The sequence below is a fragment of the Asticcacaulis sp. genome (assembly GCF_047605585.1).
Lineage (GTDB): Bacteria > Pseudomonadota > Alphaproteobacteria > Caulobacterales > Caulobacteraceae > Asticcacaulis.
The window spans coordinates 338,111-360,079 of sequence record NZ_JASGFK010000001.1; the positions used below are offsets into that span (position 1 = coordinate 338,111).

The following is a 21,969-nucleotide window of genomic DNA, read 5'->3' on the forward strand; positions in this document are numbered from 1 at the left end:
GAAGTTACTGTTCCGGTTTTTGCGCCGTATTGGAATAGAAGGCCGCCAGATCGCTCAGGACCTCGTCGAGATTAACCGGGATTTCGAGATAAAGCTCAACCGGCGTCTTCGAGGGCAGCTTGATCGGCTTCTGCATCCACTTGCCGCTGATATAGTCGAACAGGCTGATCTTCGCCTTCTGCGGCTGCGGCGGATCGTAATAGCCCTTGATATGGAAGCTGGTGTTCAGAATGCCGCCATCGGTCGAATTGAGGCGCGCGTCGATCTGCTCATAGGCGATATGCTCCATCGCCTGGAAGGCCAGGTCCTGGAACGGATTGAAGTTCGGATCGGCGGCCGCGGCGGCCTCGGCGTTCTTGGAAGCGATGGCGGCCGTGGCCGGCGGTGCATCGCTGGTCACCGAGCCGGTGGCCGTGTTCACGCCCGTCACCGCCGTACGGTAGATCGAAATCTGCCCGGGTGCGTCGGATTTCATGGTGCCGTTGGCAAAGGCGAGATGTCCCTCTGTATAGGTAAAGGGCAGATGGCCGCTCAGATTTCCCTTGAAGCTCATGCTTGTGTTCAGGTCCGAGGCGGCGATAACCTTGCCGAAATCGAGCCCGTCAAACGCCAGAACACCGGTAATCGGCTTTTTGGCGTCGAACCAGATCTCGGTCGGCTCCAGCCGGACCGGACCGCCGGGACTTTCTACGCTGGCCTGTTCCAGGGCCATGTGATCGCCCAGGATCTGCAGGCTTAGATCCATGTCGGTCAGCGGCACGCCGAGCTTGGTTTCAGCAAGACGGATCTTCTGGCCCGGCGGGGTATGCAGGGGCGACAGGGAATCGAAGACGATCTGGCCGGTCAGCCCCTGCGACTGGCCGGTGGCGCCGAAGAAGCTCATCCCGATGCCATAGGGCGATGTGGCGGTGGCGGCGACAAAATCGCCCACGCCGATATCGAGCGTGCCATGGCTGGAACTGGTCGTCTTCGTCCAGTCGAACGCGCCCTCGAAACGCATCGGCCCGGAGACATTGCGACTGAAGACCGCGGCCACCATGGGTGAGAGATAGACCGGCTGCAGACCTTCCGGGGTGAAGTTCAGGTCCAGCGTTTTGAACGACAGACTGCCCGCGCCGCTGGCCACATCGCTGTCGAGATCGATGGCGGCGATGCGCAGCGGCTTGCCATCCTTGCCCTTTGTCGAGGGCGTGGCGGCGAAGAAGCGGCCGGTCGTCGCCTTGCGGTCCTGCTCAATGGCGCCATCGATCAGCAGCGGCTTGAAGCGGGTTTCAGCCGCCGGCACCCCATCGGTCAGTGTGGCGCTGTCGAGCGTCGCCTTGTACCCCAGGGCATCGCCGAGGCTGTAGGCCTGGAAACTGCCCTGCCCGCCGGCAAGCCTGACGATCTCGTTCGGCGCCGCCAGGCCGAGATTGCGATAGGCGCCGGTAACGCGCCAGCCCTGCGGCGTGTAGACGAGGAAGGACGGTCCGGTCTGGACAATCTCGCCCGAAAGCCCGGTCAGGTTATCGCCGACCTGCGCCGATTGCGCTGTAAAGGTCGCCGCCTCGGCCAGGGTGACATTGAAGCCCCCAGCCGCCAGCGTATTGAAGCGTCCGTGTCCCTTGACCTGCGCGCCCTGCAGGGGGTCGAAATCGAACTGCGCCGCCAGATCGTACGCACCCGACAGGCTGCCGGCCTTGTTGATCGTCAGGCCATCGAGGCTCAGGGCCACCTGCGGCAGGTCACCACCTGTCAGGGCTATGGCGACGGCGCCGGGCTGGCCCGTGGCGACCAGCGGCTTCGAGGCGTGCGGCACCAGGGTCGCCTTGCCACCGCCATTGAGCGCGGCTTCTGCGCTCTGGACACGAACCTCCATCCCGGCCGGCGTATCGGCATCGCCGTGCAGGTTCAGGCTCAGGCCGCGCACACGCAGGGCAAAGCGCTGGAAGGCCTGATCGAGCGTGATAATGGCATCGGGCGGCTGGGGCATCGGCGCACCGGGGATCGGCGGCTTGGCGGCCGCCTCGGCGCGCGCCGCCACGCGATCCTTCGCCATAGCGCTCAAACCGCCATAGTGGCCGCGTTCGGAACGGATATCGCTCTTGATGGTAACGTCCCAGGGCCCGGCATCGGCGCCGGCCTGCACGCCGCCATTCAGCGACAGGGTCGTCTGGTTGAGCGACAGATCGGCCCCCTGCGCCAGATGGCCGACAGTCATCGCGCCCGTAAAGGTGGCCTTGGCGCCATCGGCATCGGAGGCCATGGCCAGTTCGGACAGAGTCAGGTGCACGCCCTGGACCGTCACGTCACCCTGCTGCAAATGACCCGCCTCGCCCGTCACCGGCCCGTTGAGATTGAAGGCCAGGCCGGTTTCGCTGGAAAAGCCGGTATTGAGCGTCAGGTCATGGCCGGAAACGGAAAGGCTCTTGCCCTGCATCTCGCCCGATTGCAGGCGATCCGCGCTGGCGGTGAGCTGCGCCTTGCCGGAATAGGCTACGCCCTTGTCATTGGTCTTGAGCGCACCATCAAAATGCACCTGGGTTTCAAAGGCCTCGGCGCGCGTACCTTCGCTGACCAACTCATCGCCGGTCAGGGTGATGGCGGCGTCCATCGGGCCGCTGAAAGCGTCATAGGTCGATTTGGAATGGCGATACGGCAGGTGGCTGTCGAGATCGAGCACAACATTCTGCGCATGGAAGCGCTGGTCCTCGGCGCCGATGGTCTCAACCAGGTTGCCGGCGCCCTTCACCGTCCAGTTGTCGCCAACCAGATGCGCCTGCACCTGCAACTGGTCGCCCTTCGTGCCCATATTGACCGAATGCGCCGTCACGCGGCCTTCGCGCAGGTCGCCAGTGCCGAGCGTGCCGGTCAGGTGCGTGGCAGGCAGTTTCAGATCGAGCACGGTGAGCAGGCCATCACGCAGGCTCAAACCGCCATGGCCGGTCAGCAGGCCGTAATCGCTGTCGAGGCGGATATCGGCACCTTCGACAACAATCTCTTCCGGCGGCGGCGCATTCGACGGCTTGGCCGACAAGGCGTCCTGCACGATGCGGTCGAGCGAGCCGAACTTCAGCTTGCCGTTACGGATGGAGATGGCGACGACCGGCTTTTCGACATGCAAGGTCTTGATGCGCGCCAGCGGCAGGCCATTGCCGGCAAAGGGGGTGAGCGCGTAACTGACATCGAAATGCCCGATCGACATTTCCGGCTTTTTCACATCGCCGATCAGCACACTGCCGGAGGCATGCTTAAGCGATAGGGTGTCGATCTTCACATCGGCCTTTACGCCCTGCCCTTTGAGCCAGCTTTCAGCGACCGTTTCCGCGATCTCCTTGCGCGCCGCAACGGTAACGATGCCGAGCGCGGTGACGCCGCACAAGGTGATCCATAGCCAGCCGGCAGCGCGGAAATTCAGGTTACGCGGGCCATTACCGCCGTTCTTCCCAGAAGGCCGCCGGCCCGGCAGGCCGATGCCATCCTCTTCGGGCGGCGCGCCATCGACCCCTGTCGGACGCGAGAAGCTATCCCCCGCGCTCATATGCGCCGGAAACCACAGGGCTTCATCTGACAGGGAGGTCTGACTCATCAATCGATCTTATTCACGCCTGGCCATTCTGGCAGAGGAGGAGGTGACTTGTGCCGGCATTATGACGCATACCTCTTAAAAAGTGTGGATATAGTCGAATTCTTTTTTAACCCTATGACGGGTTTTCGTCGAAATTCGGTCAAAAATCCCCGCGACGGCCATTGCGGTATACTAAAATGGAATTTTTCACGGATTCTGAACCGCTTATCGGTAATCAGCCATGCCTGATCGTCATAAAAGGTTAACGCGTTAAGACCCCGTTAATCTCTTTTAAGCAGGATTTTAAGGATAACAAGCTAATTCCCTTCGCCGGTGGGGCGGTTCCTCCGGGGCAAAACAGCCTTATTTTCGCCTTGTTTTGGCGTAAGCAGAGCCTTCCACTATCTGGAGACTCAGGGCATTGTGCCGCCTTCACGAGTCTTGACCTGCCGTCTGAACCGCCATTGCGGGTTCCGACAAAGCCTACTGAGACTGCCGCTTTCCCCCCTTTCCGGACCGGCACCCCGCTGCTTAACAGGACGAATTCGCGTACCCATGGCCCAACTCGACCCTCGCAGACAACCTGTCAGACTGACGCCCATGGTCTTCGCCGTGGCGACGGCCCTGACGGTCGGCACCCTGCTGTGGAAGTTCGTCCAGCCCATGGGCACCGACATCCAGCCGATGGACCCGGCCGCCGCCATGGCGTTGGAAACCCAGGCCTTTGCCGAAGCCGCCGCCCGCCCCGGCTATGAACAGCCGGTCGATGTACCCGTGGCCCTGCGCTCAGGCGAAACCCTCGACAACGCCATCACCCGCCTCGGCGTAGCGCCGGATGAATCGCGCGCTGCCGTCAGCCTGCTGTCGAAATCCTTCAATATCACCACCCTCAAGGCCGGCATGACGCTGGAAGCCGCCATTGCCCGCCCGTCAGGCGGCGAAGGCGCGGCACGGCTGCTGGGCCTGACCGTGCGCACCGGCCCGGCGCGCCAGCTGACCCTCACAACCTCGCGCGACGGCCAGATGCGCCTGCGCGCCCTAGAAGAGGCCGTGCACGACGAACGCCGCGTGGCCATCGGCACGATCAGCGGGTCGCTGTTCACCTCCGCCGCCACCATGGGCGCCACCCCGACCCTGACCGCCCAGGTGGTCAAGCTGTTCGCCCACAAGCTCGATTTCGAACGCGATATCCAGTCCGGTGACACCTTCAAACTGGTCTTCGACCGCAAGGTCACCGAAAGCGGCCGCACGGTCGAGGCTGGCAACCTGCTCTATGCCGAGATCGAGGCCAAGGGCGGTGTCGACCGCTTCTATTCGTACCAGCCCAAGGGTAGCGACGCGATCGATTATTACGACGAAAACGGCAAAAATATCAAAGGGTTCCTTCTGGCAACCCCGATCTATGGCGCGCGCACCTCGTCCGGCTTCGGCATGCGCTTCCATCCGATCATGGGCTTCATGAAGATGCACACCGGCATCGATTTTGCTGCCCCCACCGGCACGCCGATCCTGGCCGCCGGCGACGGTACGGTTATGGACGCCAAGTGGTGGGGCGGTTACGGCCGTTGGGTGCGCATCAGCCATAACAAGGAATGGGAAACCGGCTACGGCCACATGTCTGCCATCGCCGTGCGTCCCGGCCAGCACGTCACCCAGGGCCAGGTGATCGGCTATGTCGGCACCACCGGCCGTTCGACCGGCCCGCACCTGCACTTCGAGGTCTGGCAGAACCATCATCCGGTCGACCCCAAGGGCGCCAAGGTACCGCAGTCCAATACGCTGGTGGGCAGTGATCTGGTGGCCTTCCGCGCCCGCAAGCACGAGATCGACACCATGATCGCCCAGGCCGAGGCCAGCCCGACCGGCGCCCTGGCCAATAATTCGGGCCCGGCGAATGACGGCTTCCGTTTCGAGATGGATAGCGACAACGCCCAGCCGCAGGCCCTGGCCCAGACCGAGCCGACGCCCTTGCGCACCGGCGCCCTGCGTTCGGCCATCACCACCACGCGCGGCACGCGGTAACCTCAGTCACCGGTCTGGCACCGGTCTGGAAAACGTTCAGTCTTGAGTCGAGTGCTAGCTGGCTAGCGACGCGGGTATACTGCATACCCGCGAGCGACGACTGCGACGCAATCGGCCAAGAATGGACGTTTTCCCTATTCGAGGCGGTCGGCTTTCCAGAGCACCGGGAACAGCTTGATCCAGATCAGGGTTACCAGCAGGGAACCGATGCCGCCGAAAAGCGCCGCACCCACAGGGCCTATAAAACGCGCCACAGTGCCGCTTTCAAATTCACCCAGTTGGTTGGACGCGCCGATAAACAGGAAGGACGCCGAGGACACGCGCCCGCGCATATGGTCCGGCGTCACGATCTGCACCAGGGTCTGGCGCACGAACACACTGACCATATCGGCCGCGCCCAGAACCACCAGGGCCAGGATCGACAGCCAGACATTGCGCGACAGGCCGAAGACGATGGTCGCTACGCCAAAAATCGCCACACAACTGTACATCCACGGCCCGGCATTACGGCGGATCGGAAACTGAGACAGCGACATGGACATCAGGATGGCGCCTGCCGGCGTTGCCGCCTGCAGAAGCCCGAAATAGAAGGGCGAGACATGCAGCACGTCGCGTGAAAAGACCGGGATCAATGCCGTGGCGCCGCCCAGCAGCACGGCCGCGAGATCCAGAGACATGGCGCCCAGCAGAAGCTTGGATTTCCAGATGAAATCCGCGCCTTCCTTCACCATTTCCGTTTTTGAACCGGTCGGTGCGGCCGGTCGGGTATCGGCCTTTATGGCGAAGATCAGGCCCGTGGCGAGCACCAGCATGACCGTGCAGACGACATAGGCCGCCTGTGTCGAAATCGCGATCAGGACGCCACCGAGCGCCGGTCCGACGATGGAGCCGACCTGCATCGACATCGAGTTCATGGCGATGGCCTTGGGCAAGGCCTGGCGCGGCACCAGCATCGGTCCGAGCGCCGAGGTGGCCGGTGCGATAAAGGCCCGCAAGGCGCCCTGGATAAACCCCAGCACGAACAATCCCCAGATCGGCGCGTCCGGCAGCAGGGAATAGGCGCAGAAAACCAGCGACAGGATTGATTGCAGCAGGAGGACCACGAACATGACGTTCTTGCGCGCCACGCGATCGACGATAATCCCCGCCGGAATGGTCAGGCAAAACAGGGCAATGAACTGCGACAAACCGAACATGCCGAGATAGAAGGCCGATTCATTGACGTCACTATGCCGGCGGGCCAGGGTATAGACTTCCCAGGCAATGGCCGCTCCCTGCGCTGTACCGCCCAGCACAGCCGCCATGCGCGCCAGCCAGAGCAGCCGGAAATTGGGGATCTGCAGCGGATGACGGTTATCGTCAGGATCAAATTCAGCCGCGCCGCCTTCGGGCGCGCCAGTGGCAGGCGTATTCACGTCAGGGTACCTTGGACAAAAACAAACGGTCGACCCAGATTTTGAGTCTTCCCCCGGAGTTGAAAGGGTCTTAGAGCATTGGCCATGGCCAGCACAACAAAAAACCCGGCCGGAAACCTCGATCCGGTTCACTTAACACAAGCGCTTATTACACGGCCTTCGGTGACCCCGGCCGATGCCGGCGCCATGGATACCGTGCAGCAAGTGCTGGAAAACCTGGGCTTTGCCTGCACGCGGCTGAAATTCGGTGAGATCGAGAATCTCTATGCCCGGCGTGGTAGCGCCTCGCCCAATCTCTGCTTTGCCGGCCATACCGATGTGGTGCCCGTGGGCACGCGTAATCTGTGGCGCTACGATCCTTTTGGCGCCGAGATCCATGACGGTGCGGTGATCGGTCGTGGTGCGGTCGATATGAAGGGCGGGATCGCCGCGTGGATTGCCGCTGTGTCACGCCATGCCGATCAGGCTGGTTCCCTGTCTTTCCTGATCACCGGCGATGAGGAAGGCGTGGCCACCGACGGCACGGTACGCGTGGTGCAGTGGCTGAAAGAGCGCGGCGAAGTGATCGACCACTGCATCGTCGGGGAGCCATCCTCCTCGGCGCAACTGGGCGATATGATCAAGGTGGGCCGGCGTGGGTCTGTCAATGCCACCTTCACGGTCAGCGGCAAGCAGGGCCATGTCGCCTATCCGCAGCGCGCGCTCAATCCGCTGCCTGTGCTGGTCGATCTGCTCAGCGCCCTGAAAGGCCGCGTGCTCGATAACGGCTATGCCGACTTTCAGCCCTCAAATCTCGAAATCACCACCATCGATACCGGCAACGCCACCTCCAACATCATCCCGCAGGAGGCCCGCGCCCGCGTCAATATCCGTTTCAATCCGACGCACAAAGGGCGTGAGCTGAAGGCCTGGTTCGAGGCGCTGGCGGCCGAGCACGCCGAACGGACAGGCGCAAGGATTGATGTGCAGACTACTATTTCCGGCGAGGCCTTCCTGACCGAGGCCGGGCCGTTTGTCGACCTGATCGCCGATGTGATCAAGGACAGGCTGGGGCTGGAAACCGATCGTTCGACGACCGGTGGCACCTCGGATGCCCGCTTTATCCGCGATCTTTGCCCAGTGGTTGAGTTCGGCCTTGTCGGCCAGACCATGCACCAGATCAACGAATGCGTTTCGGTGGCAGACCTCGAAGCCCTGACGGATGCCTATTCGGCCTTGATCGAGGCGTATTTCTCGAAGTTCGGCTCGGCTTCATAGGTTACGTGCGTCAGGTAGAGACCGTGCGCCGGCGCCACCTGCCCGCAGACCGTGCGGTCAGCAGCCGCCAAAGCCTCCGCCATATAGCTTACCGGGTAGCGGCCGACGCCGATATCGACCAGGGTGCCGACCATGGAGCGCACTTGGCGATGCAGGAAGGAGCGCGCCGCGAAGACGCAATGAATCTCTTCGCCGATCCGCTTCACCCGCGCGATATCGAGTGTGCGCATCGGTGATTTCGCCTGACAACCGATAAAGCGGAAGGTGGTGAAATCGTGGTGGCCAATCAGGGCCTCGGCGGCCTGCGCCATGGCTTCGACATCGATCGCTTTCTTAACGTGCCAGACGCGGCCCTGATCGATCGCCGGCGGCGCTTCGCGATTGAGAATGCGATAGAGATACATTCGGCCGGTGGCGGAAAAGCGGGCGGAAAAGTCATCGTCACATTTTTCCGATGCCAGTACCGAGACCGGCTGCGGCATCAGGTAGGCATTCATGGCGTCACGCACCACCTTGGCCGGGAAATCCTTTTCCAGATCGAAGGTGACCACCTGGCCGGTGGCGTGGACACCGGTATCGGTGCGACCGGCCACGGTCAGACGCAAGGATTGCCCGCTGAATTTGAAAATGGCCTCTTCCAGCGCCGACTGGACGCTGGGCTGATCGCCCTGCGCCTGAAAGCCATTGAAGGGCCGGCCATCATATTCGACGAGAAGCTTATACCGCGGCATCAGAGCAGGATATCACCCGGCTCAAGCGCCGCGCCATTGAGGAAATCCGCCGCATCCTGCGCGGCCTTGCCCTCACGCTGCACACGCAGCAATTCGATCACGCCTTCGCCGGTAGCGATTTTCAAGCCACCTAGCAGACGCGTGCCGGGTGTTTCGCCGGAGATTTCATCGGTCAGGCGCGACATCAATATCTTCAGACGCTGTTCGCCCTTCGGCGTCTGGAGAATGCACCAGGCACCGGGGAAGGGCGACAGGCCGCGGATATGGAAATCGAGATCGCGCGCCGGACGGTCCCAGTCGATGCGCGCTTCTTCGGAGGTGATTTTTTTGGCATAGGTGGGTTCGCCGACCTGTTCCTGGCCCGCCGCGCCGCCGCGCTCGATGGCGGCCAGGGCTACAGGCAACAGTGAAGCGCCGAGCGCCGCCAGTTTGTCGTGCAGGGTCTGGGCCGTGTCTTCGGCCGTGATTTCCTCACGACCCGTCAGGATAATCGCGCCCTCGTCCAGACCTTCGCTCATCCGCATAACCTCGACGCCCGTGTGGGTATCACCGGCCATGATGGCGCGCTGGATCGGCGCGGCCCCGCGCCAGCGCGGCAGCAAGGACGCATGCAGATTGAAGCAGCCCAGCGGCGGGTGATCGAGCACTTCCTTTTTCAGTATCTGGCCATAGGCGACCACGATGCAGGCCTCGATATCCAGCGCCTGGAAATCGGCGATGGCGTCCGGCGCCTTCATCGATTTCGGCGTGCGGACCTCGATACCGAGGCTTTGTGCGAAACTGTGGACCGGCGAAGGACTCAACACCTGCCCCCGACCTTTCGGCGCCGGCGGCTGGGAATAGACGCAGACGATCTCATGGCCGCTGGCCACCAGTTCGGCCAGCGCCTTAACCGCGAATTCGGGCGTGCCCATGAAAGCCAGACGCATAAAGAAAAACCTCGCCACAATCAGATGCGGCGAGGTCTAATCTCAATTGACTTTGGGGGCAAGCCTTATGCCGCCTTGCGCAGCTTCTTGACCTTGGTGACGGCGCGGTCACGCTTCAGCTTGGAGAGGTGGTCGATAAACAATACGCCTTCGAGATGGTCCATCTCGTGCTGGATGCAGACGGCATAAAGGCCCTTGGCCTCTTCCTCGACCTGTTCGCCCTGATAGTTCAGGTAGCGGATCTTGACGTGCGCCGGACGCTGTACCTCGTCATAGATTTCCGGAATGCTCAGGCACCCTTCTTCATAAGGCAGGGTATCTTCCGATTTCCAGATGATCTCCGGATTGACGAAATAGCGCGGGTTCTTGACGCCCTCGGCATCTTCGGCGGCGCCTTCCGGCTTTTCCTGCAAATCCATGACGATGACCCGAACGGGCTCGCCGATCTGGATAGCCGCCAGGCCGATGCCGGGCGCATCGTACATGGTTTCCAGCATGTCATCCATCAGGGCGCGCAGGGCGTCATCTACCTTGTCGACGGGCTTGGATATCTGCTTCAGCAGCGGGTTCGGAACAGTAATGATTTCACGTATGGCCATGAGCGTGATGTAATCTCAGACGGTTCAAAAATCAAGTTTTGCGGTGTCTGCCTCAGTCGATTCCAATAGTTTCAACTTGTTAGAGGCGCGCGGCTGACCTTCGACCGGCGGCAGCTCCGGCACCGGCTTGCCCTGGTGTTCCACCTGGAGGTCCTCGAACTTCTTCGCCTGGGTCAGGACCTGGCTATCGAGCGAGCCGACAAAGGCATTGTACTTATCGACCGCGCGGCCGAGCGCCGTGCCGACATCCGAGACATGGCCGCCCATGACGGACAGGCGCTTATAGAGTTCGCGGCCCAGATCGGCGATCTGGGTAGCGTTCTTCATCTGGTCCTCGACCCGCCAGCCATAGGCCACGGCCTTGCACAAAGCGAAAAGCGTGGTCGGGGTGACGATAATCACCTTGCGGTCCATCGCTTCCGTCATCAGGTCCGGTGCATATTCCAGCGCCGTCGACAGCAGGCCATCGCCCGGAATGAACATGGCGACAAAATCGGGCGAGACCTGATCACGGAACTGGTCCCAATAGGCCTTGGCCGACAGATCGCGCACATGATTGCGCATGGCCTGGGCATGGGCGCGCATATGAAGTTCACGTGCCCCTTCGTCCGCGGCTTCGGCGGCCTGGAGATAGTCCGTCAGGTTGACCTTGGAATCGATAACGAAAATGCCGTTCGACTTTTCCCCCGGCAGGCGCACCACCACATCCGGGCGCAGGCGTCCGCCCTCGCCATCGAGGCTATGCTGCTCGACAAAATCGAAACGCGCCGAAAGACCAGCCGCCTGCAACACATTGCGCAGGACTTCTTCGCCCCACTTGCCCTGCACCCCGGCGCCGCGGCGCAAAGCTCCCGCCAGTTTCTGCGTGACCTCACGCGTGGCATGGGAGGCCTGCAACAGGTCGGAAATCTGCTGTTTCAATCCACCGGTCTCACCGGCGCGCGCCTCCTCCATGGCCTTCACCTGGGCCTCGAAGCGCGTCAGATGCTCGGCAACCGGCTTGAGACTGGAATTCATCCGTTCCATCGCCAGCTTTTCGCGGGCCACGAAGGATTCCTCGGCGCGTTTAAGCAACTGGTCCGACGACGCCTGCATGGCCTGATGCGATACCAGCTGAAATTGCTCGCTCATGGCGGCTTTCGCATCTTCAAGATTGCGCGCCCGTTCCTTGGCGGCCGATAGCTCCGCCGTCACATCGGTCAGGCGGTCCGCCAGGTCTTCGTTGCGCGCGCGCAAACGCTTTGCTTCGGCCAGCGACAGAAACCACGCGCCGGCAAAAACCGCGGCGACAACCAAAACGATCAGCAGGCTCAGCATTGACATGTTCATGCTATGTTCCTAACATCCGGAAAGCAACTTGGCAAGTTCTATTTCGCTGCTAAGGTTGGCGCACTGAATGGAAGGGGCACAGATGCCAAAGGAATATAAATGATCTCCGCCAAAGCGGCCGCAAAGAAGGCGTTCACCGGCCGCGCGCCCTGGACCTATCTCTATCTGTTCCTGATCCCGTTCATCAACTGGGCCTATGCGGCCGTGCCGACCATTCCCCTGCCCGATCACGGCGAATGGACGCCTCTGGCCATCGTCACCGGCCTGGTGCTGGTGGTGCGCGACTTCGCCCAGCGCGAAATTGGCCACTGGATCTTCATTCCGCTGATCATTGGGCTGGCGATATCGTTCCAGATGGCGCCGGCGGAAATCGCCCTGGCCAGCGCTGTCGCCTTCGGCATCAGCGAGTCGGTGGACTGGGCGCTTTTCACCTTCCTGAAACTGCCGCTCTCAAAGCGCGTCTTTATTTCAGCGGCCATCGGCTCACCGATCGACACGACGGTCTTCTACATGATGGCGGCAACGGCCGTGCCCGGCATTTTCAATATCTGGGCGATCGGCGCGTCGATCCTCAGCAAGCTGGTCGGCTGCGTGATCGTGTATCTGCTGATGAAAAACCGCGAACGCAAAGCGGCTTTGGCGGCGACCTAGCGCCGGCTTTTAAAAGCGTGGGCGATGGTGTTGTCGTCCAGCCAGTCGAGTTCGCCACCGACCGGCACACCGCGCGCCAGAAAGGTGATTTCCACCTGATTATCGAATGATTTCAGACGGTCGGCAATATAGTACGCCGTGGTCTGGCCCTCCACCGTCGCCGGCAGGGCCATGATGATCTCGCGCACCCGCCCGGCCCGCACCCGCTCAACCAGGCTATCCAGCCGCAGATCTTCCGGGCGGATGCCATCGAGCGCCGACAGCAGGCCGCCCAGGACATGATAGGTGCCGGTAAAGGCGCCGACGCGCTCCATGGCCCAGAGGGCGCTGTCTTCCTCCACCACGCAGATCATGGTCTGGTCGCGCATCGGATCGGCGCAGGTCGGGCACGGGTTTTGCGTCGACAGCCGCCCGCAGATACGGCAGGCCTGCACCTTGTCGGCGGCGTCCTGCATGGCGGCGGTCAGAGGCAGCAGCAACTGGTCGCGGCGCTTCATCAGGGCTAGGGCCGCACGGCGGGCCGAACGCGGGCCGAGCCCCGGCAGCTTGGACAGCAGGGCCATCAGGCGTTCGATTTCGGGTCCGGCGCCGGCGGCCATCAGGCGAAGGCCAGTTGGAAAGAAGGAAAGCAAGACACCCCACCACCACGCCGCAAGAGCGGCGCGGTCCCCCTCTCCATCGAAGATGGGGAGGTATAAGGCAGGAGGAGCGCTTTATTCATCAAATCAGAAGAATTTCGGCAGGTTGGGCAGGCCGCCGCCCGGGCCCAGATCCTTGGCGGCTTCGGCCATGACCTGCGAATTCAGTTCATCGAGCTTGCGGCGCGCATCGGCGTGGGCGGCGCGGATCAGATCGGCCAGCACCTCGCCATCGCCCGGTGTCATCAGGCTTTCGTCGATGGTCAGGGCCGACATGTCGCCGGAACCCTTCAGTTCCATTTTCACGAGACCAGCGCCAGCCGTGCCGGCTACCGTGCTTTCGCTCATCTTCGCCTGCGCCTCATGCAGCTTTTGCTGCACCAGTTGCGCCTGCTTCATCATGGCGGCAAAATCCATCAGTCGTTTTCCTTATCTTCGTCGGGACGCTCATCGACCGGAACCGCCGGTTCCGTCTCGGTCACCACGGGTTTGGGTCGGGCGCGCAGGGCGGTGATCTCCGCGCCGGGGAAGGTATCGAGGACGCTGGTCACGAACGGATGCGCCTTGAGCTGCGCCTTGGCGGCGGCCACTTCGCGGCGGTCGCGCTCCATGATCGATTCCGCGCCGCCGGAGCCTTCGGTGGCGATCAGCCAGCGCTGACCGGTCCATTCGCGCAGCTTCAGGGAGAGGCGGCGCACCAGATCGCCCGGCGCCCGCGGCGCCAGTTCGAAGGTGATGGCGCCCGGTTTGAAATTGATCAGGCGGACAAACTGCTCGACATCGGTACGCAGGCCGATATCGCGCTTGTCGGAAATCAGCTTCAGCACCTCGGTAAAGGTCTGCGGATTGGGTACAGCCTGAACCTGCGGCCGCATCTGGATGGCGGTCGCACCGCCGCCACCGCCGCCAATTGGTAAGCCACCCCCCGGCCCGTTCGGCAACAAGGGCTCGCCGCTTTGCAGGCGCTTCATCAGCAATTCCGGCCCCGGCAGGTCGGCGGCATAGCACATCCGCACCAGCGCCATTTCGAAGGCGGCGCAGGCATCCGGTGCGCGGCGCAGTTCCTCGAAGGCCTTGAGCATCAGGGTCCACAGGCGGCTGAGCGTACCGGCGGAGAGCTGCGAGCCCAGTGCCGTCACGCGCATGGCCGGCCCCTTGGGCAGGCGCGTGGCCTCGGCGCCCAAAATCTTGGCGACCGATGTGGCGTGAGCATATTCCAGCAGGTCGCCCATGATCTGTGACGGATCGGCGCCAAAACCATAAAGCGTGCGGAAGGCCAGCAGGGCCTCGCTCATCTGACCGGAGATGATGTTTTCGAAAAGACCCAGAGTCGCCGAACGATCGGCCAGGCCCAGCATGTCGCGCACCACCTCGGCGCCGACGGTTTCGCCGGGTTCGCCCTGCACCAGGGCCTGATCGAGCAGCGAGAGCGAATCCCGCACCGAACCTTCGGCGGCGCGGGCGATCAGGGCGATGGCGTCCGGCTCGATCTTGACGTTTTCCAGCGTACAGATTTTTTCCAGATGCGGCGTCAGCGTCTCCGGCTCGACGCGGCGCAGGTCGAAACGCTGGCAGCGCGACAGGATGGTGACCGGCACCTTGCGGATTTCGGTCGTGGCGAAGATGAACTTGGCGTGGGGCGGTGGCTCTTCCAGCGTTTTCAGCAGGGCGTTGAAGGCGCCAGTGGAGAGCATGTGGACTTCGTCGATGACGTAGACCTTGTAACGCGCCTCGACCGGGGCATAGCGCACGGATTCGAGCAGATCGCGCATGGCATCGACACCCGTGCGCGAGGCGGCGTCGAGTTCGAGTACGTCAATATGGCGGCCCTCGATGATGGCCTGGCAGTGGACGCCCATAACCGACAGATCGACGCTGGGCTGGTGAACCGTGTCGCTTTCATAGTTGAGTGCGCGGGCCAGCAGGCGGGCGGTCGTGGTCTTACCGACGCCGCGGACACCGGTCAGCATGAAGGCGTGGGCGATGCGGTTAGCGTGGAAGGCATTGGTCAGGGTGCGGACCATGGCCTCCTGGCCGATCAGGTCCTCGAAAGTGCGCGGGCGGTATTTACGCGCCAGAACGGTATAGGCCTCGGATTTCTCGATCGGCTTGGCGGTTGCGATCGGCGCCGGCACGGGCGCGCCACCGAACATGTCGTCCGTATTATCGTCGCGCTCCGGAAGATCGATTTCCGTGGCGGCAAAGGGATCGTCGAGGTCGGGATGTTCGGACATGAATTCTATATAGTGGCTTTTTGCACAGGCGTCATCACAATGCGCGATTCTTCAACAGGCGCAATTGTTCGGTAATGTAAGGATATCTTCTAGCCATCCGGCGATTGAGGCAAGGGCGACTGCCCGTCGCGCACGTTTGCGCGTAAGCCATGCGGCGCCTGAGCTAAATCACCCGCGCAGAGCGCGGGTGAGACGACTGACCCGAAGGTGAATTCGTTGTGGCTGCTGCCTTCCGGCCCTGACCAGATTGGCGAGGCCTCCGCCCAGCCGTCTCGCGGCCTATATGCGTATTTTTATCCGTCATTGCAAGAGGCGATTTTTGCGGCCAGACTGACACAACAGGGAGCCTGCCATGACTGATGACGTGACACCAAACGGCTATGCGAAACGCTGGTGGAAGGCGGCCGTGGTCTATCAGGTCTATCCGCGCTCGTTTTATGACAGCAATGGCGACGGTATCGGCGATCTGCGCGGCATCATTGAAAAGCTCGACCATATCAAGGGCCTGGGCGTCGATGTCATCTGGCTGTCGCCGCATTTCGACAGCCCCAATGCCGACAATGGCTACGATATTCGTGATTACCGCAAGGTCGGGGCTGAGTTCGGCACCATGCAGGATTTCGACGACCTGCTGGCGGCGATCAAGGCGGCCGGCATGAAGCTCATCATCGATCTGGTGGTCAATCACACCTCGGACGAGCACCAGTGGTTTGTCGAAAGCCGGACCTCACGCGATAACCCGAAGCGCGACTACTATATCTGGAGCGACCATAAACCCAACGACTGGACTTCGATATTCGGCGGCCCGGCCTGGACGAAAGATGCCAGCGGCGACTGGTATCTGCACCTGTTCGACCCGAAACAGCCGGACCTGAACTGGGATAATCCGGCGGTGCGCGAAGGGGTTTACGATCTCATGCGCTTCTGGCTCGACAAGGGCGTCGATGGTTTCCGCATGGATGTTATTCCCTTTATTTCGAAGGATAAGGCCTTCCCCAATCTGCCGGATGATCTGCGCGCCAAACCGCAATATGTCTATGCCAACGGCCCGAAGGTGCATGACTATCTGCATGAAATGAACCGGGAGGTGCTCTCGCAATATGATGTGATGACGGTCGGTGAAGCTTTCGGCGTGACGCTGGAGGATACGCCGAAACTGATCGATGAGCGTCGTCAGGAACTGAACATGATCTTCCAGTTCGCCGCCGTTGAGGTCGATCGCGGGCCGGATGGACGCTGGAAGCCATGGACCTTGCCGGAATTCAAGGCCGTATTCACACGGCAGGACAAAGCACTGGATCGCCACTGCTGGCCAACCTTTTTCCTGAGCAACCATGATAATCCGCGCATCGTTTCGCGCTTTGGCGATGACAGTCCACAATGGCGCGAAAAATCCGCCATGCTGCTGGCTACGCTGACTCTGACCATGAAGGGCACGCCCTTTATCTATCAGGGCGACGAGATGGGCCTGACCAACCGGAAATTCACCGACATCGCACAATTCAACGATCTGTGGACGAAAAACGCCTGGGAAGAGGAGGTCGTGAGCGGCCAATGGAGCACTGAAGCCTTCTTCGCCAACCAGAACCGGGTCAGCCGCGACCATGCCCGGATGCCGCTACCCTGGACTCCTGAGGGCGGCTTCACCACCGGTACGCCCTGGTTCGCGCTTAATCCAAACCATGGCGCGATCAATGCGGAAAGCGGTCGCGCCATTTACGACCACTATGCCCGTCTGATCGCCCTGCGCCATGCCGAGCCGGCATTGGTCTATGGCGATTATGAAGACATCGCGCCCGATCATCCACAGATCTTCGCCTACAGACGCACATTGGGAGAAAGCGCCTTTCTGGTCGTGCTGAATTTTTCCAGCCAGCCAGCGGCATTCGCACTGCCGGAGACGCCCGTCCGGCTTGGAAACTATGACTCCACATCAACGGACCTTCGCGCCTGGGAGGCACGCATTTACCGGCCAGGCTGACAGGTTTTACCGGCAGTTAGTCATATCTTCTGAGACGCTGTTAAGATTCGGGCGATAGGTTGTATTACCGGCCGGGGGCTCAGGGAATGCCTAGAGATACTAAAATGCCACCACGCAATGTCCTCTTCCTGTGCAGCTACAATGCCGGCCGCGCCATGGTGGCCAAGGGCATACTCAATGCCTTCGCCAGCCCGGACTACCGCGCCTTTGCCGCCGGTGACGAACCGCAGCCGACACCCTGCCCAGAAGCCCTGTCGGTACTGGCCCGCCATCTGGAAACGGTCCAGGGCGTGCGCGTCAAGCACTGGAACGTCTTCAGCCGTCCGGGCGCACCGACTATCGATATCGTGATCAATCTCAGCGATACGGCCGAGGGCGAGATCTGCCCCGTCACCCTGCCCGGCCGGCCGCTAATGGCGCACTGGGACATCACCGATCCCTTGGCAGTCACGGACAGTTCGGCGCGGCGGGCAGCCTTCGAGCAGGTCTATCAGGAACTCTATGTCCGCGTCGCCGATCTGATCGACATTCCCCTCGTCAAGACCGGGAAGAAGCTCGAAAAGACAATCAATGCCATTGGCTGGCTGAACAGCCGGGCCGCATGACGGCTTGGCATATGGTGCCGGCTGTGCAATAGCCCATGCCCCATGACCGATCCCGTTTTAGACACCCTGTTCCTGCCGCTTGAAGACGGCCTCATTGACTGGCCGGCCACAGGCCCAGCCCTGTTCCTGCGCGCCCGCACCGGCGATGCGCTCGATGAGGTGTCGCGCGACAAACTCCTCTGTGAACAGAGCTTCAAACCGGCTTACGACGCCCTGATCCGCGCCGGTTTCCGGATGCGCGAGGACGCCGCGCCCGCCGGACTGACCCTCGTCCTGCCGCCGCGCCAGCGTGAAGAATACCGCGCCCTGCTCGCCCGCGCCGTGAGCGAGACGACACCAGGCGGCATCGTCATGGCGGCGGTTTCCAATAATGAAGGCGCCAAGACGGTCGAAAACGACCTGAAGGCCCTGACTGGCAATATCTCCAGCCAGTCGAAAAACAAGTGCCGCGTCTTCTGGGCCACCGTCGATGGGCGGATCGATCAGGCTTTGCTGGCCGAATGGACGCAGCTCGATGCCCCGCGCGAAATCGATAGCGGTTTCACCAGCCGCCCCGGCCTCTTCGCCTGGGACCATATCGACGCCGGCTCGAAACTGCTGGCCGATCATTTGCCCGCGCTCAAGGGCAAGGTGGCCGATCTCGGCGCCGGTTTCGGGTATCTCAGCGATGCCGTACTGACGAAAAATCCCGGTCTCACCCGTCTGGACGCCATCGAGGCCGAGGGCCGCGCCGTAGAGATGGCCCGGCTCAATCTGGCAAAACACGGGGATCGCGCCACCGTGCACTGGCTCGACGCCACAAAGGCCCTGCCCGATACCTATGACGCCATAATCAGCAACCCGCCCTTCCATGTCACCGATCGCGCCGATCGCCACGATGTCGGCAAGGCCTTCATCACCTCGGCGGCCAGGTCGCTTACCTCCGGCGGCCAGTTGTGGATCGTCGCCAACCGCCATCTGCCCTACGAAGAAACGCTGGAAGCCAGTTTCAAGCACGTCAATCTGGTAGCGCAGAACAATTTCTACAAGGTGTTTAAGGCGGTAGGTCCCAAAGGCAAGACCAAATGAAGCTGATCAAGCGTCTGGCCAATCTCGGCTACGGCTCGCGCAAGGAGATGCAAAAGCTGATCCGCATGGGCGCGATCACCGATGCGGCCGGCGAACGGCTTGATGAGGATGGCGCCCCGCCCCATGGCGATATCCGCTACAAAGGCCGCCCGCTCGATCCTGATTTCGGCATGGTGCTGATGCTCAACAAGCCGACCGGCTATGTCTGTTCGCTCAAGGACCGCGGCAATCTGGTCTACGAACTGCTGCCGTCACGCTTTGCCGAACGCAAGCCGGTGCTTTCGACCATCGGCCGGCTCGATTCCGATACGTCCGGCCTGCTGCTGTTCACCGATGACGGCGACTACCTGCACAAGATCATCTCGCCGAAGAACCATGTCGCCAAGATCTACGAAGTGACCTGCGCCCGGCCGCTGGAGCCGCACTATGGCGAGGTTTTCGCTGCCGGCACGCTTGTCCTGGAAAGTGAAAAGGACGCGCTGAAACCCGCCTTTCTCGAAGTCACCGGCGAAAAGACCGCGCGCCTGACGCTCTATGAAGGTCGCTATCATCAGGTGCGGCGCATGTTCGCCGCCGTCGGCAACCATGTCGAGACCCTTCACCGCGCCCAGATGGGTAATCTGACGCTCGGTAATCTGCCATCAGGCAAATGGCGCCTGCTCACCGCCGACGAAGCGCAAAGCCTGCTGAACGGCTGATCAGGCCGTCAGATCGGCAAAGGGCGCTTTCAGGACCTGCGCCGCCGCATCAGGCGAAATACTCAGCAAAAGCCCGCGCTGGCCGGCATTAATATAGACCGTGTCGAACAGCTGCGCTGTCTCGTCGATCGCCGTTGGCGTCGCCTTGCGCTGGCCGAAGGGCGAGATGCCGCCCACCTTGTAGCCGGTCAGGCGTTCGGCATCCGGCACCTTCATCATCTGACCGGACTTGCCACCGAAGCAGGCCGCCATCTTCTTCATGCTGACCTCGCAATCGGAGGGCACAACGACGCACACCGCCTTGCCATCCACCTCGGCCATCAGGGTCTTGAAGGTCTGGGCGGCATCGATGCCGAGCGCTTCCGCCGCCTGGAGCCCGACGCGCGGCGCATCCGGATCGTAGTCATACGGATGCAGGTCGAAGGCGATGCCGAGCTTGCCGAGCATCAGTGTGCCGGGTGTGGTTTTCGACATCAGCAGTCAGCCAGGAATGTATTTACGTCGTCGTCCGAGGTCGCGAAACTGGTCACCAGGCGATAGGCGTCCGATCCCTCGGCGGGCCAGTTGTAGAAACGATGGCCCTTGGCGAACAGCCGGTCGGCCATGACTTTCGGCAGGGTAACGAACAGCTCGTTGGCCTCCACCGGATGCAGCAGGCCAACGCCCGCGCGATCGATCAGGCCTGCACGCAGGGCCTGCGCCTGGCGGTTGGCATGACGGCCGAGATCGAGCCACAGGCCGTTTTCCAGCAGGGCCTGCAATTGCGCCGAGACATAGCGCGCCTTGGAGGGTAGCTGCCCGCCACGCTTGTGGACATAGGCGAAATCCTCGATCAGGGACGGGTTCAGGATGATGGCCGCCTCGGCCAGCATGGCGCCGTTCTTGGTGCCGCCGAAGGACAGGATATCGACGCCCGCCACCACCTCCGCCGGTGTGCAGCCGAGCGAGGCCACCGCATTGGCCAGACGCGCGCCGTCCATATGGACATAAAGCCCATGGGTGCGGGCAAAGCCAGTCAGGGCCTTCAGTTCTTCAAGCGAGTAAACGGTGCCGAGCTCGGTCGATTGCGTCAGGCTGATCACCTTCGGGCGCGAGGTATGGGGGGCATGGCCGAGCGTGGTCTCGATCAGGTCGCCAATGCTGGCGACCGTCAGCTTAGCGTGGTTACCTTCGAGCCCGACAATCTTGCCGCCGGTAAAGAATTCCGGCAGGCCGCACTCGTCGTTATTAATATGCGCCTGACGGTGGCACAGGATCGATTCATAGGGGCGGATCATACGCGCCAGGGCCAGCCCATTGCAGGCCGAGCCGTTGAATACCGGAAAGGCGCGCGCCTCAGACACGCCAAACACCATGCGCACCGTTTCCTGCAGTTTTTCGGTCAGCGGATCATTGCCATAGGCCGGCACATTGCCGCTATTGGCGTCGATCAGCGCCTGCAGCACCTTCGGATGGACGGGAGCGGTATTGTCACTGGCAAAATCAGCCATTTGGAGTCTCGTAAAAAGCCTGAAACCCCTCCTATATGACCGCATTTCCCGCGTGAGAAGCCGTCGATGTGCTTTTTAACGCCTGTGCCTCGTTTTTTCGCGCTTAACCGACTTTTATATTTGTCGTGATATTTCGGGCACATGAAGTCTGTTTTTTTTGCCTTGGGAGGGATTGCGGCAACGCTGATCGGGCCCGCCGCCCATGCGGCTGCCCTGACGGTTGATGTGCGCAACAGCGGCGGCGCCCCTGTGCCTTTCGCGGTCGTGACCTGGACTCCGGCCACCGGCACGACCATTCCGGCAACGGAAAAAAACAAGGCCTTTGTTATGGCGCAGAAAAACATACAGTTCGCGCCGTTTGTTCTGGCCGTCCCAGTCGGCGCCACCGTGGCCTTCCCGAACGAGGATCGCGTCAACCACCACGTCTACTCGTTCTCGCCGGCGCAGCCGTTCCAGTTTCCTTTATATGGCAAGGGCAAGAGCCGAACCATGAGCTTTCCGCATCCGGGCACGGTAGCCCTGGGCTGCAATATCCACGATTCGATGAGTGCCTACATCCGCGTCGTCAACACACCCTTTTATGCCACGACCGATGCGTCCGGCCGCGTCAGCCTGACTGTGCCCGATGGCGCGGGAACCCTGGCCGTCTGGCAACCGACACTCGATGCCCCGGAGCATCAGGTCTCTCGCCCCCTGACAATCACGGGGGCGTCGATGGCCCAGAGCTTCAGCCTGAAGGTGCGCGAGCTGGCGCCGGCGGCGGGCCAATACTGAC

General features: G+C 61.9%; 19 protein-coding genes and 1 other RNA gene. 8 read left to right on the forward strand and 12 right to left on the reverse strand.

What is annotated here, in order from left to right; genetic code table 11:
- Nucleotides 1-4 precede the first annotated feature (4 nt).
- The gene (locus QM647_RS01590; protein ID WP_414993715.1) at nucleotides 5-3,568 is read right to left on the reverse strand and encodes a YdbH domain-containing protein; all 3,564 of its coding nucleotides are present in this window, start codon (nucleotides 3,566-3,568) and stop codon (nucleotides 5-7) included.
- A gap of 534 nt (nucleotides 3,569-4,102) precedes the next feature.
- On the opposite strand from QM647_RS01590, the gene QM647_RS01595 reads away from it, so the two are divergent.
- Nucleotides 4,103-5,569, forward strand: a complete 1,467-nt coding sequence (locus QM647_RS01595) for a M23 family metallopeptidase (protein WP_414993716.1) — start codon at nucleotides 4,103-4,105, stop codon at nucleotides 5,567-5,569.
- A 134-nt stretch (nucleotides 5,570-5,703) separates the two neighbouring features.
- Here the strand turns inward: QM647_RS01595 and QM647_RS01600 are convergent, their stop codons facing one another.
- The gene (locus QM647_RS01600; protein ID WP_414993717.1) at nucleotides 5,704-6,984 is read right to left on the reverse strand and encodes an MFS transporter; all 1,281 of its coding nucleotides are present in this window, start codon (nucleotides 6,982-6,984) and stop codon (nucleotides 5,704-5,706) included.
- Between the two features lie 84 nt (nucleotides 6,985-7,068).
- Here QM647_RS01600 and dapE point away from each other — a divergent pair, with 84 nt between their 5' ends.
- Complete coding sequence (dapE, locus tag QM647_RS01605; protein WP_414993718.1) at nucleotides 7,069-8,241, forward strand: succinyl-diaminopimelate desuccinylase; 1,173 nt, start codon at nucleotides 7,069-7,071, stop codon at nucleotides 8,239-8,241.
- Here the strand turns inward: dapE and truA are convergent.
- The 4 genes from truA to rmuC form a co-directional block, all read right to left on the reverse strand.
- Complete coding sequence (gene truA, locus QM647_RS01610; RefSeq protein ID WP_414993719.1) at nucleotides 8,190-8,972, reverse strand: tRNA pseudouridine(38-40) synthase TruA; 783 nt, start codon at nucleotides 8,970-8,972, stop codon at nucleotides 8,190-8,192. The two genes, dapE and truA, sit on opposite strands and share 52 nt — an antisense overlap.
- Nucleotides 8,972-9,901: a methionyl-tRNA formyltransferase gene (fmt, locus tag QM647_RS01615; RefSeq protein WP_414993720.1), complete on the reverse strand. Its 930-nt coding sequence runs from the start codon at nucleotides 9,899-9,901 to the stop codon at nucleotides 8,972-8,974. Before fmt ends, truA begins: the two co-directional genes overlap by 1 nt.
- Before the next feature lie 65 nt (nucleotides 9,902-9,966).
- The gene (def, locus tag QM647_RS01620; RefSeq protein WP_414993721.1) at nucleotides 9,967-10,500 is read right to left on the reverse strand and encodes a peptide deformylase; all 534 of its coding nucleotides are present in this window, start codon (nucleotides 10,498-10,500) and stop codon (nucleotides 9,967-9,969) included.
- Nucleotides 10,501-10,524: 24 nt separating this feature from the next.
- Nucleotides 10,525-11,829: a DNA recombination protein RmuC gene (gene rmuC, locus QM647_RS01625; protein ID WP_414993722.1), complete on the reverse strand. Its 1,305-nt coding sequence runs from the start codon at nucleotides 11,827-11,829 to the stop codon at nucleotides 10,525-10,527.
- Between the two features lie 99 nt (nucleotides 11,830-11,928).
- Here rmuC and QM647_RS01630 point away from each other — a divergent pair, with 99 nt between their 5' ends.
- Nucleotides 11,929-12,480 carry a VUT family protein gene (locus QM647_RS01630; RefSeq protein WP_414993723.1) on the forward strand — a complete coding sequence of 184 codons (552 nt, stop codon included), beginning with the start codon at nucleotides 11,929-11,931 and terminating at the stop codon, nucleotides 12,478-12,480.
- On the opposite strand, the gene recR is transcribed toward QM647_RS01630, so the two are convergent.
- The 4 genes from recR to ffs all read right to left on the reverse strand — a co-directional run bounded on the left by recR (nucleotide 12,477) and on the right by ffs (nucleotide 15,629).
- Nucleotides 12,477-13,079, reverse strand: coding sequence for a recombination mediator RecR (gene recR, locus QM647_RS01635; protein WP_414994551.1), 603 nt, complete (start codon nucleotides 13,077-13,079; stop codon nucleotides 12,477-12,479). The genes QM647_RS01630 and recR overlap by 4 nt on opposite strands.
- Nucleotides 13,080-13,205: 126 nt before the next feature.
- Nucleotides 13,206-13,538, reverse strand: a complete 333-nt coding sequence (locus tag QM647_RS01640) for a YbaB/EbfC family nucleoid-associated protein (RefSeq protein ID WP_414994552.1) — start codon at nucleotides 13,536-13,538, stop codon at nucleotides 13,206-13,208.
- A complete protein-coding gene (locus tag QM647_RS01645; protein WP_414993724.1) occupies nucleotides 13,535-15,352 on the reverse strand; it encodes a DNA polymerase III subunit gamma/tau in 1,818 nt (605 codons plus the stop codon). Before QM647_RS01645 ends, QM647_RS01640 begins: the two co-directional genes overlap by 4 nt.
- A gap of 183 nt (nucleotides 15,353-15,535) precedes the next feature.
- Nucleotides 15,536-15,629: signal recognition particle sRNA small type (gene ffs, locus QM647_RS01650), an RNA gene on the reverse strand.
- A gap of 75 nt (nucleotides 15,630-15,704) precedes the next feature.
- Between ffs and QM647_RS01655 the strand changes: the two genes are divergently transcribed.
- The 4 genes from QM647_RS01655 to QM647_RS01670 all read left to right on the forward strand — a co-directional run bounded on the left by QM647_RS01655 (nucleotide 15,705) and on the right by QM647_RS01670 (nucleotide 19,704).
- The gene (locus QM647_RS01655; RefSeq protein WP_414993725.1) at nucleotides 15,705-17,333 is read left to right on the forward strand and encodes a glycoside hydrolase family 13 protein; all 1,629 of its coding nucleotides are present in this window, start codon (nucleotides 15,705-15,707) and stop codon (nucleotides 17,331-17,333) included.
- A gap of 104 nt (nucleotides 17,334-17,437) precedes the next feature.
- Entirely contained in the window at nucleotides 17,438-17,938 is a 501-nt protein-coding gene (locus QM647_RS01660; RefSeq protein WP_414993726.1) for a hypothetical protein, read from the forward strand.
- Between the two features lie 42 nt (nucleotides 17,939-17,980).
- On the forward strand, nucleotides 17,981-19,006 hold the full coding sequence (locus QM647_RS01665) for a class I SAM-dependent methyltransferase (protein ID WP_414993727.1): 1,026 nt from the start codon (nucleotides 17,981-17,983) through the stop codon (nucleotides 19,004-19,006).
- Nucleotides 19,003-19,704 carry a pseudouridine synthase gene (locus tag QM647_RS01670; RefSeq protein WP_414993728.1) on the forward strand — a complete coding sequence of 234 codons (702 nt, stop codon included), beginning with the start codon at nucleotides 19,003-19,005 and terminating at the stop codon, nucleotides 19,702-19,704. The genes QM647_RS01665 and QM647_RS01670 overlap by 4 nt, the downstream gene beginning before the upstream one ends.
- Here the strand turns inward: QM647_RS01670 and ybaK are convergent, their stop codons facing one another.
- The gene (gene ybaK / locus QM647_RS01675) at nucleotides 19,705-20,178 is read right to left on the reverse strand and encodes a Cys-tRNA(Pro) deacylase (protein WP_414993729.1); all 474 of its coding nucleotides are present in this window, start codon (nucleotides 20,176-20,178) and stop codon (nucleotides 19,705-19,707) included.
- Entirely contained in the window at nucleotides 20,178-21,194 is a 1,017-nt protein-coding gene (locus QM647_RS01680) for a threonine aldolase family protein (RefSeq protein WP_414993730.1), read from the reverse strand. Before QM647_RS01680 ends, ybaK begins: the two co-directional genes overlap by 1 nt.
- Before the next feature lie 141 nt (nucleotides 21,195-21,335).
- Here QM647_RS01680 and QM647_RS01685 point away from each other — a divergent pair, with 141 nt between their 5' ends.
- Nucleotides 21,336-21,968, forward strand: coding sequence for a hypothetical protein (locus tag QM647_RS01685; protein WP_414993731.1), 633 nt, complete (start codon nucleotides 21,336-21,338; stop codon nucleotides 21,966-21,968).
- Nucleotide 21,969 lies beyond the last annotated feature (1 nt).

What these genes read in the sequence shown, in the direction of transcription:
- QM647_RS01590 (WP_414993715.1), bottom strand. Translation starts at nt 3,568, where the DNA reads ATGAGTCAGACCTCCCTGTCAGATGAAGCCCTGTGGTTTCCGGCGCAT.
- QM647_RS01595 (WP_414993716.1), top strand. Translation starts at nt 4,103, where the DNA reads ATGGCCCAACTCGACCCTCGCAGACAACCTGTCAGACTGACGCCCATG.
- dapE (WP_414993718.1), top strand. Translation starts at nt 7,069, where the DNA reads ATGGCCAGCACAACAAAAAACCCGGCCGGAAACCTCGATCCGGTTCAC.
- truA (WP_414993719.1), bottom strand. Translation starts at nt 8,972, where the DNA reads ATGCCGCGGTATAAGCTTCTCGTCGAATATGATGGCCGGCCCTTCAAT.
- fmt (WP_414993720.1), bottom strand. Translation starts at nt 9,901, where the DNA reads ATGCGTCTGGCTTTCATGGGCACGCCCGAATTCGCGGTTAAGGCGCTG.
- def (WP_414993721.1), bottom strand. Translation starts at nt 10,500, where the DNA reads ATGGCCATACGTGAAATCATTACTGTTCCGAACCCGCTGCTGAAGCAG.
- rmuC (WP_414993722.1), bottom strand. Translation starts at nt 11,829, where the DNA reads ATGAACATGTCAATGCTGAGCCTGCTGATCGTTTTGGTTGTCGCCGCG.
- QM647_RS01630 (WP_414993723.1), top strand. Translation starts at nt 11,929, where the DNA reads ATGATCTCCGCCAAAGCGGCCGCAAAGAAGGCGTTCACCGGCCGCGCG.
- recR (WP_414994551.1), bottom strand. Translation starts at nt 13,079, where the DNA reads ATGGCCGCCGGCGCCGGACCCGAAATCGAACGCCTGATGGCCCTGCTG.
- QM647_RS01645 (WP_414993724.1), bottom strand. Translation starts at nt 15,352, where the DNA reads ATGTCCGAACATCCCGACCTCGACGATCCCTTTGCCGCCACGGAAATC.
- QM647_RS01655 (WP_414993725.1), top strand. Translation starts at nt 15,705, where the DNA reads ATGACTGATGACGTGACACCAAACGGCTATGCGAAACGCTGGTGGAAG.
- QM647_RS01660 (WP_414993726.1), top strand. Translation starts at nt 17,438, where the DNA reads ATGCCACCACGCAATGTCCTCTTCCTGTGCAGCTACAATGCCGGCCGC.
- QM647_RS01665 (WP_414993727.1), top strand. Translation starts at nt 17,981, where the DNA reads ATGACCGATCCCGTTTTAGACACCCTGTTCCTGCCGCTTGAAGACGGC.
- QM647_RS01670 (WP_414993728.1), top strand. Translation starts at nt 19,003, where the DNA reads ATGAAGCTGATCAAGCGTCTGGCCAATCTCGGCTACGGCTCGCGCAAG.
- ybaK (WP_414993729.1), bottom strand. Translation starts at nt 20,178, where the DNA reads ATGTCGAAAACCACACCCGGCACACTGATGCTCGGCAAGCTCGGCATC.
- QM647_RS01680 (WP_414993730.1), bottom strand. Translation starts at nt 21,194, where the DNA reads ATGGCTGATTTTGCCAGTGACAATACCGCTCCCGTCCATCCGAAGGTG.
- QM647_RS01685 (WP_414993731.1), top strand. Translation starts at nt 21,336, where the DNA reads ATGAAGTCTGTTTTTTTTGCCTTGGGAGGGATTGCGGCAACGCTGATC.